The organism is Pseudoalteromonas sp. P80D2 (assembly GCF_036680945.1).
In the GTDB taxonomy this organism is placed as follows: Bacteria; Pseudomonadota; Gammaproteobacteria; order Enterobacterales; family Alteromonadaceae; genus Pseudoalteromonas; species Pseudoalteromonas shioyasakiensis.
Genome location: NZ_JAZDAR010000017.1, coordinates 37,632 through 52,055 on the forward strand (window position 1 = coordinate 37,632; position 14,424 = coordinate 52,055).

16 protein-coding genes are annotated in these 14,424 nt (G+C 39.7%); 10 read left to right on the forward strand and 6 right to left on the reverse strand.

The genetic code is table 11. The features are described from left to right. The first annotated feature begins 5 nt into the window (after positions 1 to 5). The 8 genes from VRK28_RS01155 to uspE all read left to right on the forward strand — a co-directional run bounded on the left by VRK28_RS01155 (position 6) and on the right by uspE (position 6,806). On the forward strand, positions 6 to 191 hold the full coding sequence (locus tag VRK28_RS01155; RefSeq protein ID WP_054561331.1) for a cbb3-type cytochrome oxidase subunit 3: 186 nt from the start codon (positions 6 to 8) through the stop codon (positions 189 to 191). Then, on the forward strand, positions 188 to 1,153 hold the full coding sequence (gene ccoP, locus VRK28_RS01160) for a cytochrome-c oxidase, cbb3-type subunit III (protein ID WP_054561330.1): 966 nt from the start codon (positions 188 to 190) through the stop codon (positions 1,151 to 1,153). Before VRK28_RS01155 ends, ccoP begins: the two co-directional genes overlap by 4 nt. Before the next feature lie 149 nt (positions 1,154 to 1,302). After that, the gene (locus VRK28_RS01165; RefSeq protein ID WP_062565225.1) at positions 1,303 to 1,794 is read left to right on the forward strand and encodes a FixH family protein; all 492 of its coding nucleotides are present in this window, start codon (positions 1,303 to 1,305) and stop codon (positions 1,792 to 1,794) included. Between the two features lie 9 nt (positions 1,795 to 1,803). Continuing rightward, on the forward strand, positions 1,804 to 4,179 hold the full coding sequence (locus VRK28_RS01170) for a heavy metal translocating P-type ATPase (protein WP_332393135.1): 2,376 nt from the start codon (positions 1,804 to 1,806) through the stop codon (positions 4,177 to 4,179). Then, the gene (gene ccoS, locus VRK28_RS01175) at positions 4,176 to 4,343 is read left to right on the forward strand and encodes a cbb3-type cytochrome oxidase assembly protein CcoS (protein ID WP_054553052.1); all 168 of its coding nucleotides are present in this window, start codon (positions 4,176 to 4,178) and stop codon (positions 4,341 to 4,343) included. The genes VRK28_RS01170 and ccoS overlap by 4 nt, the downstream gene beginning before the upstream one ends. After that, positions 4,336 to 5,007 carry a sulfite exporter TauE/SafE family protein gene (locus tag VRK28_RS01180; RefSeq protein WP_332393136.1) on the forward strand — a complete coding sequence of 224 codons (672 nt, stop codon included), beginning with the start codon at positions 4,336 to 4,338 and terminating at the stop codon, positions 5,005 to 5,007. Before ccoS ends, VRK28_RS01180 begins: the two co-directional genes overlap by 8 nt. 38 nt (positions 5,008 to 5,045) lie before the next feature. Next, the gene (locus VRK28_RS01185; protein ID WP_054553050.1) at positions 5,046 to 5,780 is read left to right on the forward strand and encodes an FNR family transcription factor; all 735 of its coding nucleotides are present in this window, start codon (positions 5,046 to 5,048) and stop codon (positions 5,778 to 5,780) included. Between the two features lie 102 nt (positions 5,781 to 5,882). Further along, positions 5,883 to 6,806: a universal stress protein UspE gene (uspE, locus tag VRK28_RS01190; RefSeq protein ID WP_054561326.1), complete on the forward strand. Its 924-nt coding sequence runs from the start codon at positions 5,883 to 5,885 to the stop codon at positions 6,804 to 6,806. A gap of 48 nt (positions 6,807 to 6,854) precedes the next feature. On the opposite strand, the gene ttcA is transcribed toward uspE, so the two are convergent. The 6 genes from ttcA to VRK28_RS01220 form a co-directional block, all read right to left on the reverse strand. After that, on the reverse strand, positions 6,855 to 7,748 hold the full coding sequence (gene ttcA, locus VRK28_RS01195; RefSeq protein WP_054561325.1) for a tRNA 2-thiocytidine(32) synthetase TtcA: 894 nt from the start codon (positions 7,746 to 7,748) through the stop codon (positions 6,855 to 6,857). 226 nt (positions 7,749 to 7,974) lie between these two features. Then, positions 7,975 to 8,394: a hypothetical protein gene (locus tag VRK28_RS01200; RefSeq protein ID WP_138519626.1), complete on the reverse strand. Its 420-nt coding sequence runs from the start codon at positions 8,392 to 8,394 to the stop codon at positions 7,975 to 7,977. A 118-nt stretch (positions 8,395 to 8,512) separates the two neighbouring features. After that, positions 8,513 to 8,827: a hypothetical protein gene (locus tag VRK28_RS01205; protein WP_130166468.1), complete on the reverse strand. Its 315-nt coding sequence runs from the start codon at positions 8,825 to 8,827 to the stop codon at positions 8,513 to 8,515. Between the two features lie 11 nt (positions 8,828 to 8,838). Further along, positions 8,839 to 9,732 carry a polyphosphate kinase 2 gene (gene ppk2, locus VRK28_RS01210; protein ID WP_138519627.1) on the reverse strand — a complete coding sequence of 298 codons (894 nt, stop codon included), beginning with the start codon at positions 9,730 to 9,732 and terminating at the stop codon, positions 8,839 to 8,841. A 496-nt stretch (positions 9,733 to 10,228) separates the two neighbouring features. After that, positions 10,229 to 10,897 (reverse strand): DUF2987 domain-containing protein, encoded by a 669-nt coding sequence (locus VRK28_RS01215; RefSeq protein ID WP_054561320.1) that lies wholly within the window; start codon positions 10,895 to 10,897, stop codon positions 10,229 to 10,231. Next, on the reverse strand, positions 10,890 to 11,708 hold the full coding sequence (locus tag VRK28_RS01220) for a glucosaminidase domain-containing protein (RefSeq protein WP_058584850.1): 819 nt from the start codon (positions 11,706 to 11,708) through the stop codon (positions 10,890 to 10,892). Before VRK28_RS01220 ends, VRK28_RS01215 begins: the two co-directional genes overlap by 8 nt. Before the next feature lie 214 nt (positions 11,709 to 11,922). On the opposite strand from VRK28_RS01220, the gene VRK28_RS01225 reads away from it, so the two are divergent. Further along, positions 11,923 to 13,218: an anti-phage deoxyguanosine triphosphatase gene (locus VRK28_RS01225; protein WP_055021046.1), complete on the forward strand. Its 1,296-nt coding sequence runs from the start codon at positions 11,923 to 11,925 to the stop codon at positions 13,216 to 13,218. A gap of 101 nt (positions 13,219 to 13,319) precedes the next feature. Then, entirely contained in the window at positions 13,320 to 14,411 is a 1,092-nt protein-coding gene (locus tag VRK28_RS01230) for a DUF481 domain-containing protein (RefSeq protein WP_130166470.1), read from the forward strand. Positions 14,412 to 14,424: the final 13 nt, after the last annotated feature.

Sequence of the window (14,424 nt, forward strand, 5' to 3'; positions counted from 1 at the left end):
TTATTATGGATTACGGAACATACAGAGGCATTTTGACTCTGGTAATTTTAGTACTGTTTATTGTGATTGTTGTATGGGCATACAGCAAGCGTAGCAAAAGCCGATTTGATAACGCTGCTAATGCCATATTTGAAGATGAAAAAAAACACAACAACACAATCTCTAACGAGGAAAAGGAGTCTGAGAAATGACTAGCTTTTGGAGTATATGGGTTATCGTATTAACCCTAGCGTGTCTTGCTATCATCTTCGGCCTACTTCTGTGGAACTTAAAAAACTACACAGGTGTTAAAGAAGGCGAAAGCTGTGGTCACGAGTTTGACGGCATTGAAGAACTAAACAACCCACTACCAAAATGGTGGACTTACATGTTCTTCGCGACATTCATTTGGTCTGTATACTACCTAGCTGCTTACCCAGGTTTAGGTAACTGGGAAGGTTTAGGTAAATGGACAAGTTCTAACCAAGGTATTACTTCTTTAGCTGAGTCTAAAGAAGCGACTGAACAAGCATTAGCTAACGGTGAGAACGTTCAATTAGACCAAGAATTTATCGCTGCTGATGAGCGTTTTGGCCCAATCTTTGAGTCATTCGCAAAACAAGATATTGAAACACTAGTTAAAGATGAAAAAGCGCTTGAGATTGGTCAACGTTTATTCTCACAAAACTGTGCACAATGTCATGGTTCAGATGCACGTGGTGGTCAAGGCTTCCCTAACCTAACGGATAACGATTGGTTATACGGCGGTACACCAGACAAGATCAAAGAAACACTTCTTTACGGTCGTGTTGCTGCGATGCCACCTTGGGGTGATGCACTTGGCGAGCAAGGCATTAAAGAAATGACTGCTCACGTACTTAGCCTTTCAGGCCGTACTGTTAACCAAAAAGACGCTGCTGCAGGTGCTGCTAAGTTTGCAATGTGTGCTGCGTGTCACGGTGCTGACGGTAAAGGTTCAGTTGCACACAATTTACCATTTGGTGCACCTAACCTAACAGATAACATCTGGTTATACGGTGGTTCTAAACGTGCTGTTGAAGAAACACTAATCAATGGCCGCGCCGGTGTAATGCCAGCATGGAAAGACATTTTAGGTGAAGATAAAGTTCACTTATTAACAGCGTACGTGTACAGCTTATCGCAAGATAAATAACCACGCGGTTAATAAAATGTATAAACAATTAATCTTTTAATTCAATAGATTAATTAAGATCAAAAAAGCCTCCATCTGGAGGCTTTTTTTTAGTCTTTTGCTTTTAAATCCGATAAAATGCGTACAACGTTTTTAAAGGTATAAGTACTATGAAACCCACTCCTTGGTATAAAAACTTTTGGCCATGGTTTTTAATCTCTTTTCCTCTTGCAGCCATCATCGGCTGTGCTGGTCTTATTTATATGGCGATTGGCAACGGCCCAGATATGGTTGTTGATGATTACTATAAAAAAGGCAAAGCAATTAACCTTGAACTCAGCAAATTTAATAAAGCAAAAGCACTTTATTTACATGGCGATTTAAATGTTGCAGGCGACAAAGTAACTTTCACTTTCACCAAGGGTGATGCAAGTAATGTTCATTCTTTAAAAATGTCATTTTATCATCGCACCATTAAAGCCAATGACTTTGATGTAAGCCTAATGAAAAACGCCCATGGCGATTTTACCGCCCTACTCGACACCCATGTTGACGGTGCATACACAGTGTTTATTGAACCAATCGATAACAGTTGGAAACTTAAAGAAGATGTAATTCTACCAACTGAAAAAACGATTTCGATTAGCCCTGAATATAAGTAGTAAACTCTAATGTCCGATAATTGCTTTCATTGTCTTGAAAGTGTGCCAAAAGGCTTTAATGCGACTGTCGAAATAGACGGTAAGGCACAACCTATGTGTTGTATTGGTTGCCAAACGGTTGCTGAGAATATCGTCGCCCAAGGCATGACCGATTACTATAAATTTAGAACTGTACGCTCTGGTAAAGTTGAACAACTTGTTCCAGAGCAACTCGAGTTGATTAAAAGTTACGATAACGAAGATATTCAAGACGAGTTTATTTCAGCCACTAATGATTTATCAGAAGTGCTATTAACGGTTGAAGGCATCACCTGTGCTGCCTGTGCTTGGTTAATCGAAAAACAACTACTTAACTTAAAAGCAATCAAACGTGTTGATGTAAATACTTCGACTAACCGTGCCATGATCCAATGGGATAAATCGGTTACACCGCTTAGCCAAATTATTACCTCACTACATGAAATCGGCTATAAAGCCTATCCGTTTCAGGCAGACCTTGAAGCAAGCCAAAAACAACAAGCCGCAAAAGCCTACATTCGCCGTTTAGGGGTTGCCGGTCTGATGACCATGCAAGTAATGATGTTTGCTTTTGCCATGTATTTTGGCATGTTCTCTGGCATGGAAGAGAACTTCGAGCAGTATTTTCGATGGATAAGCCTAGTGCTTGCTTCTCCAGTTATTCTTTATAGTGCCCTGCCATTCTTAACCAATGCCATTAATGGTTTAAAAGCCAAACAACTGAATATGGATTTACCCGTCTCATTAGCTATTTTTGGTGCTTATGGGGCAAGCTGTTATGCCACATTAATGTCGGTTGGCGAAGTTTATTTTGAATCTATCTGTATGTTTACCTTCTTATTATTATTAGGTAAATATTTAGAATTTAGAGCTCGTTTAAAAGCCAGTGAATTTACCGCTAACTTGCAAAAGTTACTGCCGCTTACAGCTCGTATTATTGATGAAAATAATCAAGAATCGATAATTGCCGCTAAAAAACTAAAACTGGGTGATGTTGTATTAATCAAAGCAGGCGAGACAATTCCTGCTGATGGTATTGTTACCAAAGGTCAAACAACCGTTGATGAAGCCATGATGACTGGCGAGCATCAACCCGTTAATAAGTTTGTCAGCCATCAAGTTTACGCAGGAACGATTAACCATGATGGTGTGATCAGTATTGAGATCAACAAAATCGGTCAAAATACCCTGCTTAATCAAATTATTAAGTTACAACACACAGCGTTAACCAAGCGCCCGCGTTTAGTTGAGATAACAGATAAAGTAGCGCAGTGGTTTGTTGCCTGTTTATTAGTGTTTGCCTCAATAACAGCAATTGGTTGGTATCAAATAGACCCCGATCATGCCTTTTGGGTTACTATTTCTGTACTTGTTGCAACCTGCCCTTGTGCGCTTAGTTTAGCAATTCCAACCGCTCTCACGTGCGCTGTAGCCAGCCTTACGAAGCGTGGAATTTTAATTAAACAAGCCCATGTGTTAGAAACGCTACCACAATTAACAGATATCGCTTTTGATAAAACAGGTACTTTAACGCAAGGTCGCTTTACCATTGAACGCGTTGAACTTGTTAACACCCAATACAGTGAAGCTGATGCATTACGCTTAGCAGCGCAACTTGAAAGTTTCTCTGAGCACCCTATTGCTAATGCATTCGCTGGTTTCAACGACACAGTGAACCCTATTGAAAATGTGACTATCGAACCGGGTAAAGGCATTACCGCTTTACTCAATGATCAGCACCTTGCGATAGGTAAAAGCGGTTGGTTTGATACCGAAAAAGCAGATGCGCAAGCAACCTTATATATCGATAAACAAGTCGTTGCGCGCTTTTACTTAGCCGACAGCCTACGTAATAACGCAGAAAAATTGATTACTACACTGCACTTGCAACAAATTAAGTGCCATATGTTAACGGGCGATGCCTCTAACAGTGGTGAGCGAATTGCAAAACAGCTTAATTTAGATACCGTGCATGCTGCATGTAGCCCTCGCGACAAACAAACCCATGTTGAAGCACTTGCAAGTAAAGGTGCCATTGTTGCTATGGTCGGTGATGGCGTGAATGACAGCCCTGTATTTGCCAGTGCCCATTTATCTATTGCGATGGAAACCGGCGCTGATATTTCCAAAAATAGTGCCGATGTGGTATTACTCAATAGTGATCTAACGGCCATAGAGCATTTGCTTACTGTCTCGAAAAAGACTCGCCGTATTGTTAAGCAAAACTTGGCATTATCACTTATTTACAATGGTTCGATTTTACCATTGGCAGCTCTTGGGCTTGTTGCTCCTTGGATGGCTGTAATTGGTATGTCTGCAAGCTCCATTTTGGTTATTACCAACTCATTAAGGTTATTAAAACTATGAGTATCATCTACATGCTTATCCCAATTGCCATTTTATTTGTGCTGATTGCTATTGGGGTGTTCTTTTGGGCTGTAAAAAGCGAACAATTTTCTGATTTAAACAAACAGGGCCACAGTATCCTGTTCGAAGACGATAAAGAGCAGCACAACAAAAGTAATGATTGAACCGCTGTTTATTAGTGCATTTGTAATGGGGTTGTTAGGCAGTGGTCATTGCCTAGCTATGTGTGGTGGCATTGCCAGTAGTTTACAACTTGCCGCCAACAAAAACCGTGCTGTGAGCTTTTCGATTGCTTATAACCTAGGCCGCGCACTAAGTTACATGCTTGCCGGTGCTCTTGTTGCAGGAATTAGTAGTCGCTTTGCAGCGCAAAATACTTCTATATCGATAGCGTTGTCGTTTTTGAGTGGTATTTTTATGCTCCTTGTTGGGGTTTACATTATGCGTTTAGCGGCAACTCTTCAGTGGCTAGAAAAACTTGGCAAAACCCTAGTATGGCAGCATTTAGCTAAACTTAATCGTTATTTATTACCAGTCGATACTACCCCTAAAGCCCTACTCTATGGCGCTTTATGGGGCTGGTTGCCCTGTGGATTAGTTTATTCAGCGCTAACCTGGGCACTGACTAGCCCATCAGCATCACATGGTGCAGGTGTGATGTTATTTTTCGCGTTAGGCACCTTTCCTGCGATGATAAGCGTAGGACTCGTCAGCCAGAAAATAAACACTATTTTCAACCATGTTTGGACTAGGGTTATTCTAGGAAGCGTAATAATATGGTACGGTATATACTTATTAATTATAGCAACCGATAAGCTAATTCATTAATCTTACGGGTTGTTAACTTATTTGAATGGATTTGATGTATGGACTTCTCACAAAACAAGTCAAAAGGCTTATGCACAATTAGCTGTAATAATTGCAGTATCAGCCAGCTATGTTTGCCATTTTCATTAAACGGTCAAGAAATGGATCGTCTCGATGAAATCATCGAACGTAAGAAACCACTGCATAAAGGTGATTATTTATTTGAGTCTGGCGAAAGCTTAAATGCCATTTATGCGGTACGCTCTGGCTCGTTTAAGTCTTATACTTTGTCAGAACAAGGTGATGAACAAATTACTGGTTTTCATCTAGCTGGTGATTTGGTTGGTTTCGATGCTATTAACAAAATGGCTCATCAAAGCTTCTCACAAGCCCTTGAAACTTCAATGGTATGTGAAATTCCATTCGATACTCTAGACGAATTAGCGGGTAAACTACCTAAGCTACGCCAACAAATTATGCGTTTAATGAGTAATGAAATTAACTATGACCAAGAAATGTTATTGTTACTCAATAAGAAGTCAGCTGAAGAGCGTCTAGCCAGTTTTATTTATAATCTTGCAGAGCGTTTTGGTGAACGTGGTTTCTCACGTAAAGAATTCCGTTTAACCATGACACGTGGTGAAATCGGTAATTATTTAGGCCTTACTGTTGAAACAATTAGCCGCCTTTTAAGCCGCTTCCAAAAAGCTGGTTTTATTAAGGTTGAAGGTAAATTTATCACCATTTTGGACCAGCAAGCGCTTGCAGCAACAGCAGCGATTAAATGTAAATAGAGTTTGATTTAACGCAACTTTATATGGTTTGCCCCTTTAACTGTTCTAAATTTAGGTTACACTCAAAGTACTACTTTTTGCGGAACAGTTAAGGAGCAGCACATGGACGCAATTAAACGAATTTTAGCAGTTATAGACCCAACCAAAGAGCAGCAGCATAGTTTAAGCCGCTCAATTGATCTAGCCAAAAAATCTGGCGCGACCATTACCGCTTTCCTCAGTATCTACGACTTCTCTTATGAAATGACCACAATGCTTTCTGCTGATGAGCGTGAAGCAATGCGCGAAGCCGTAATAAAAGACCGCCAAGAATGGTTAAATGAACAAATTGCCCTTTACCCAGAGCTTACCATTGATAGCTGTGTGGTTTGGCATAACCGCCCTTACGAAGCCATAATCAATACCGTGATCAACGATGGTTTTGACCTTGTTGTCAAAGGCACTCATCAACACGATACACTTAAGTCTGTTATTTTCACGCCAACTGACTGGCACCTCATTCGTAAGTGCCCTGCTCCAGTTTTACTTGTTAAAGAGAAAGAGTGGCCGGCAAAAGGCAATATTTTAGCTGCTGTGAACGCAGTGAGTGAGAATGAACAACACCTTGAACTTAATAAGCGTATTATCAATGACGCTCGTTTCATTTGTGACTTGGCCAACGCAACGCTTAACTTAGTTAATGCCTACCCAGCAACTCCAGTTAATATCGCTATTGAAATCCCTGAATTCAACCCAGGTGTTTATAACGAATCAGTTAAAAAACATCACTTTGAATCAACGCTTTCATTAGCTGAAGGGTTTGATATTGATAAAGCTCATTGCCACATTGAAGAAGGCTTACCAGAAGATGTTATTCCTGATGTGGCTTCACGCCTCAACAGCGAATTAGTAGTGATAGGTACAGTTGGACGTACTGGCTTAAGTGCAGCGCTTGTCGGTAACACAGCAGAGCATGTTATTGATAGCCTTGACTGCGATGTTTTAGCACTAAAACCAGACGGCTATGTGAGCCCACTTGCTAAATAACCTTTTAAATATGCATTAAAAAAGCCCCAGTTTGGGGCTTTTTTCTTTTTATATATTTGTTACATCAATAAATAATGATTCATCAATGTTTGTTGATGAGACCACCGCCTCGCTAAAGTCATAGCTTTCACGATTGCCTTCTCTATCAAGTGGTAAATTTTCAAAATCAAATAAGTTTCTGTCTGCAAGCTGGCTTGGGCTAACATTTTGTAAAGACTTAAAGATACTCTCAACACGACCTGGAGTTTTCTTATCCCACTCTGTAAGCATCGCTTTGATTGATTGACGCTGCAGGTTTTCTTGTGAGCCACATAAATTACAAGGAATAATTGGGAAGTCTTTGTGCTCAGCGTATTTAATTAAGTCTTTTTCACGGCAATATGACAACGGACGGATTACCACGTTACGTTCATCATCAGAGCGCAATTTTGGTGGCATCGCTTTTAGTCGTGAACCATGGAACATATTTAAGAACATTGTCTCAACGATATCATCCATGTGATGACCAAGTGCTAGTTTGGTTGCACCAATTTTTTCTGCAAATGAATAAAGTGTGCCGCGACGAAGTCGTGAACAAAGACCACAGGTTGTTTTGCCCTCTGGTACTTTTTCTTTTACTACTGAGTAAGTATCTTTATCAACGATGTAATACGGAATATTTAGCGTTTCAAAGTAATCAGGCAAAATGTGCTCAGGAAAACCAGGTTGCTTCTGATCAAGGTTTACTGCAATTACTTCAAATTTAATCGGCGCTGCTTTTTGTAAATTAAGCAAAATATCTAGCATTGCAAAAGAATCTTTACCACCACTGATACATGCCATAACAACATCACCGTCTTCAATCATATTGTAATCAGTAATTGCGTTACCAACATGCCTTCTTAGACGCTTTTGAAGTTTATTAAATTCAAGAGTTTCTTTTCTAGTATCAGTTTGATTCATTTGCTCTGCTCATACAGGCTTTTGTAAGCCATGTTTCATAGTAAAAAGTTCGGCGTGGATTATACGGACTTTTTGAGCCAGTTGAAATGATTAGCATGGGATAATTAAAGCGCTTCACTCGTAGAGATACCACGTAAAGCACAGCGCTTTGGGAATAGACTCAAAAGTTTATGAATTTATAGGCTGAATGCTCTAATTTTCTGACCTCTGTAAACTAACTGCTGATTTATTTTACTGTGCATTTGTAACGAGAAGCTGTACAAGCAAGGTCAGGCCAATCATCTCTGCCCCAACAGTATTTATCATTTCTAAGAGGTTTTAGATGCCAAACTACTGGCTTGCCCTTTTTATCTAAGCGAGTTTCATTTTCAAGCTGCACACGGATTAAATTTTTCTCTGCTGAGAGAATATTATAAACGAAGGTTTTTCTCGCTTCAGACGCGGAAATATAGCCCTGCTCATCATAAGAGATTTCTAATGTTTTATTTTTAAACGTTATGGTATGAAAATTAGCTTCACAAACTCGGCTATTTGTAGACTGCCATGAGCCTTGCAACTTAGTTTGCATTTCTTGGTTGATAGGTGAATGACTGCTACAAGCTGAACATAGCAGTAAAATAACAAAAATAGGCGCTGAAGTTTTCATTAAGATGCTTTTAAGTCCCTGAAAAAGTAAGGTTTAGCATATCGAGAATCGTAAAAATGTCCAGCTATACGCTTAATAAAAAACAAAGGGCACATGAGCCCTGTGCCCTTTGTTAACGTTAAGCGCTTTTAGTTTTAGCTTTTTTATTCTTTGCCATTCGTTTAGCACGTTTTATTGCCGACTTTTTCGACGCATTTTTCTGCGCTATTTTTAACACTTTGGCCTCTTTTAATTGCTTTTTAGCTGCTTTCAAGCGCTTTTTAGCATTTTCGGCTAGGTTCTCTGCTTCACTGGCACACTCTACAGCTGCTTGTGCTTTTAGTGCTGCATCTTTTGCGATTTCAGAGGTTCTAGCCACTTCTTTTTTACTCTTTTCGAGAATTTTTTCGAGCTTAGCAAGACGCTTCTCAAATACTGACTGTGAATTTTGCATAGTATTTTCCTTTACTTACGTGCAGACATGCGGGTAGGTTCGGTGACAATAAGCGGGTCGAGACGATTCACAATTTCGTGATCTTTTTCTGGATAATCCAAACAGCTTAAGAAATGACGCATACAGTTGATACGCCCGCGCTTTTTATCATCAGAGCGAATTTGTGTCCAAGGTGCATCCTTAGTATGGGTATGAAACATCATGGCATCTTTGGCATCACTGTAATCATGCCATTTAGCCAGTGATGCCATATCAACTGGGCTTAGCTTCCATTGTTTGAGCGGGTCATTTTGGCGCGATTTAAAGCGTCTAAATTGCTCTTCTCTGCTGACCGAAAACCAATATTTAAATAGCTTAATACCGCTATTCACCAACATACGTTCAAGTTGAGGTGTTTGACGCATAAACTCTAAATATTCGTGATCATCACAAAACCCCATTACCTTCTCAACACCGGCTCGGTTATACCAAGAACGGTCAAATAATATAATTTCACCCTTTGTAGGTAGGTGGTTAATGTAACGCTGAAAGTACCATTGATCACGCTCTCTTGCAGATGGTTTTTCTAAAGCCACTACGTGCGCCCCACGAGGGTTTAAATGCTCCATAAAGCGCTTAATAGTGCCACCTTTACCCGCCGCATCTCGACCTTCAAATAAAATCACAATTTGCTGGTTGGTCTCTTTTACCCAGCCTTGCATTTTTAAAAGCTCGATTTGCAGTTCGTGTTTATGGCGCTCGTATTCAACTACGTCCATTTTGCGTTTATATGGGTATTTACCGTCAGCATTCCACTTTAAGCTTGGGTTTTTAACATTTAGATCAAAAACCACATCCTGCTTCGCATTGGCTTCGGCTAATTTCAGTTGTTTAACTGATACAGGTTCGACATTGACTGTCTGCATAACGACTCCTTTTAAACTATAACTACCTATATTGAGATCTTTATAGTTTTACTTTAAGCCAGTTATTGCTAAGTAACTTGATCTAAATCTATATTTTCAATTCTTGAAAAATCATTTAAAAATAGAAGGTTAGCACTTAATAATTAAGTGAAAATAAGGATGCTAAAATAAAATTAAACCTTTTATCTATAGCAAGAAACAATCAGTAAAGACTCATATCTTCATACTGTTTTCAGATCTAAAAACACGCTAATTCTTAAATGCACAGCAATACAAATAGTTAGAAAAGATATGAATTAAAGGGAATAATGTAGATAAAATAAACAGTCAAAGTAACTGCTCTGCTTACGATGAATTTCAGATTTTGATGCTAAACCAAAATACCGAGGCAACTCTTTAAAAAAAGAGACATAAGAACTATCTGCTTCACAACGAAAAAAGGACCTAATAAGGTCCCTTTTGTCGATGTTTAAACGCTTTTACCAATATATGGTCGCTATTTAACAATCCACGGTGTGGCACTGATAAGCTCAGCATGACTGCTAAGCACTGTGTTATCGTCTTGCCAGTCGTCTGTTACTTTTATTGAACAACGCTGCTCTTTACAGCTAACGTCATTTGCCGAAATAGCATCTTGGCCGTTAAATTTAAGTACAACACCTTGTTGTTCAGGCAGTAAAAACCACATTAATTTGCTAACAAAAAAGCCTGACAAATCAGATAAAAGCTCGTCAAATTCTTCATTTAACGTATATAAGTTCGCTTTACTGAGTTCAAAATCAGCCAGATCCGTTGCTTCAATTTGTAACTTTAACTGGCATTCATGTTTTGGATTTTCTGGTTGAACAACTATTACGGCTTTATCAGTATCTAGTTGCTTATCGAATGGTAAAAGTAGTTGAGCCTTATCTGTATAAGTTAGGTCAAACTCTTGTTTTTCTGTAATTATTTTACCTGATTTAATTGTGCATACTTCGTTGCTAGCAATATCAGACAAATAAAAGTTAACTTGAGCGTATTGAAACTCGCCTTTATTAACAACTTTCAAACGATCGTAAAAGCCATCATAGGCAACAACAAATTCTGTTGCAGCGGCCTTTGAAGCAACTGCACCTAGCGCAACCGCGATGGTTGCTGCTTTTAACCATGGAAGGAGTTTATTCATCAAAGTAAGCTCTGTTTTGATTTATCATTTTATTCAATTCTTCAATGTACGCTTCACGTCGTTCAGAGTAAGACAGTAAACCTTGTGTTAGCTTAGTTGCATCAATTGGCTTTTGCTGGCGACGTAAATCAGCACGAATTGATCTTAAATCTTTATACGCCGCATGGGTATTAATATTTTTAAAATAAGAGTTTACAGCAGCACGTACCGATTGAAATGCAGCCACTTCGTGAGCTGCTTCGTTGGCACGGCGACGAGGAACCATGCCACAGCCTTTTTTATAACACCACTGGCCGAAAAAGTTTAAGCCAATACGTGCAAAGCGTGACGTACCCCATGCTGACTCATTAGCTGCTTGCATAAGCGCAAGCTCTTTAGGAATAATATCAACACGACGAAGTGCCTGGGTAAGCGATAAAGTATCTATGGTGGTAGGCAACTTGTAGCTATTCAGTATTTTTTTAATATCTGATTGCTGTTTGCTACTTAGTGGCTCATTGTACTCCAGCATCATGCGCGCGATTTCTAAAGTCGCACGCTGCTGTAGAATCTTTTTATTTTCGGCCTCAACATGAGGGCGAATAAAATCAAAAAATGCATGTTTCTTTTCTTTCACATCAGTAAAAGCTGCAAAATCTGGCAGTTTCACATTATGTAATGGCTTTTCTTTTTTGATTACGCGCTGGGTCCCTTTTGGCGTTGTCTGCGATTGTTCAGACCCACTTTCTACTACTTCTTTATCTACAAATGGCGATAACAACGCCCATGCAAAAAAAGCAGCAAGTAAAGCTCGAAAAACGTAATTAAGCATGTATTCTCTCATATAAACTACTACTCATGTGCGGTAACGTCACGCACACACAAAGGCGAAGTATACCAAAACCGTCTATTTTTGGCGAATTTGCCCTAAGGAAATTACCTAAACCTTTACCAAAATAGCGTGATTTAGCGCCAATTTACTCGCAATTTTCAAGCGCTTGCGTATACTGAAAAGCAAGCAAACGAGAAAAAGGTAGGTTATTTTTATGTGCCAATCTTGGCAAGCTCGCATTATTGATCAGCAAAAATATCGTCCAAACGATAACCGCTCAGCTTGGCAAGTTGACCGCTCTCGAATCATCCACGCCGCAGCCTTTAGGAGGTTGCAGGCTAAAACCCAAATTATGGGTATTGGCTTAAATGATTTTTATAGAACCCGTCTGACCCATTCTTTAGAAGTTGCTCAAATTGGCAGTGGTTTATTACGTCATCTAAAAAAGCAGCACCCTGAATTTACGAATTTTCCGAGCGGTAGCCTACTCGAGACCCTATGTCTTGCTCATGATATTGGCCACCCTCCTTTTGGTCATGGTGGTGAAATAGCATTAAATTACATGATGCGCGAGCATGGTGGCTTTGAAGGTAACGCCCAAACATTAAGAATTGTGTCTAAGCTTGAGCCCTATTCTAATGGCTATGGCATGAACTTAACCAGACGCACCTTATTAGGCTTTATTAAATATCCAGCCTTTATTGATGATTTGTGGCACAGCATTCCACCTTTGAGTGAGCAACGTAGTTTTATTAAAGCTGACCATTGGCGACCAGCCAAAGGCTTATATAAAGACGATAAAGATGTTTTCGATTGGATCATTGAGCCACTGTCGAATAACGATAAAGCGCTGCTGAGTAGTCATTATAAGGTTGATGAGTTTAGAGCTAAAACCCATTACAAATCGATAGACTCAGCAATTATGGAATTAGCCGACGATATTGCTTATGCCGTTCACGATTTAGAAGATGCCATAGCTACAGAGGTTTTAACGCTGGCTGATTGGCAAAACCACGCCCTTGTACAATTACAAGAGCTCGATTCAGCGTGGCTAACTACCCATTTAAGCTCGATAACCGCCAGACTCTTTTCTCATCACGAGTATGAGCGTAAAGACGCTATTGGTGAGTTGGTTAACACCTTTATTATTAACGCTCAGTTAGTTGTACAAAACGCAGATTTCGAATCAGAAATACTGCAATACACAGTAAGCCTACCGGATGAATTTGCCGAAATTCTTAACGTGCTAAAACATTTTGTTTTTAAACGTTTAATTCGCGAGCCAAAGATGCAGCAAGTTGAATTTAAAGGGCAAAACCTGCTGATTGAGCTATTTAGTGCTTTTGCCAGCGACCCAATGCGCTTATTACCGGAAACAACCCAAGAAATGTGGCTAAATGCGCATCAGCAAGGTGATAATGCAATGCGCATAATATGTGACTACTTATCTGGGATGAGTGATGAATATGCTTATAAAACCTATCAGCGCTTGTTTTTGCCATCTGCTTAAGTAATTTTTGAACAGTAGTTAAAATTGTTCTAAAATCGAACAGGTTATAGTAATAACAATCTCACCCCTTGAATGCATTTTATTTAACATGGATTGAAATAATGCTCAAAAAATACCTGCTTATTATTGCTGCTGTAGCAAGCTCATTTGCTTGCTATGGTGCAGAATCACTTCCTGATCCGCTTCTTGAAGAACGCGGCATAATCATAAAAGATGCCACTCATTTCGATTGGGTACGGCTGAATTCGGGCGAATGGCTCAAAGGCGAGCTGGTCTCCATGTACGATAAAGAAATCGAGTTCGACAGTGATGTGCTCGACACCTTGATTATTGATCGCGAAGATGTCTACATGATTATCTCAGATCGTCACCATACCGTTCGCTTTAACGATGGTAATGAGCTAAGCGGCACATTAAATATCTCTGGTGGTTATGTAAAAGTTGGCGAACAAGAAGCTAAATACCGTTATCGCGATTTGGTCTCTATTGCTCCTTCAGTTGAAAGCGAACTCAGTGCATGGACAGTGAAAATATCTCTAGGTGCCGATATATCAAAAGGTAATACTGACCAAACAGAGTATTCGGCTCGTGCAGATATCAAGCGCCGTACGGCGTCTAGCCGTTTCCTCGCTGAGTTTTTAGGTTATCGCACCACCAGCGATGAGCAAGTCACTAAAAACAACATTCGCGCTAACGGTACCTTCGACTGGTTTCAGACCCAAAAAATGTATTACCGCCCTATCTTCTTTGAGTACTACCGTGATCCGTTTCAAAATATCGCTAACAAGTACACAGTGGGTGCCGGTGTTGGTTACTATGTAATGGATACCGATAAAACAGAATGGGATTTTTCAACAGGCCCTGCTTATCAAAAAACTGAGTTTGATACTGTCGCTACGGGTGAAGAAAAATCAAATTCATCTTGGTCATATTTTGTCGGCACTAATTACGAGCTAGAGGTCACCAAGAAAATTGATTTTACCTTTAATTATCGCTACCTAACTGCAAACAGTGATGCAGGTGGTGACTCTCAATATGCGATGGCTGCGTTTGAGTTTGAGATCACTGATGATATTGATTTTGATATGTCATTAGTATGGGACTATTTAGCTGACCCGATTGCCGATGAAAACGGTGTAGTACCAGAAAAAGAAGATTACAAAATGATTTTCGCGCTGGGTATCGATTTATAAACATCTCAATCAA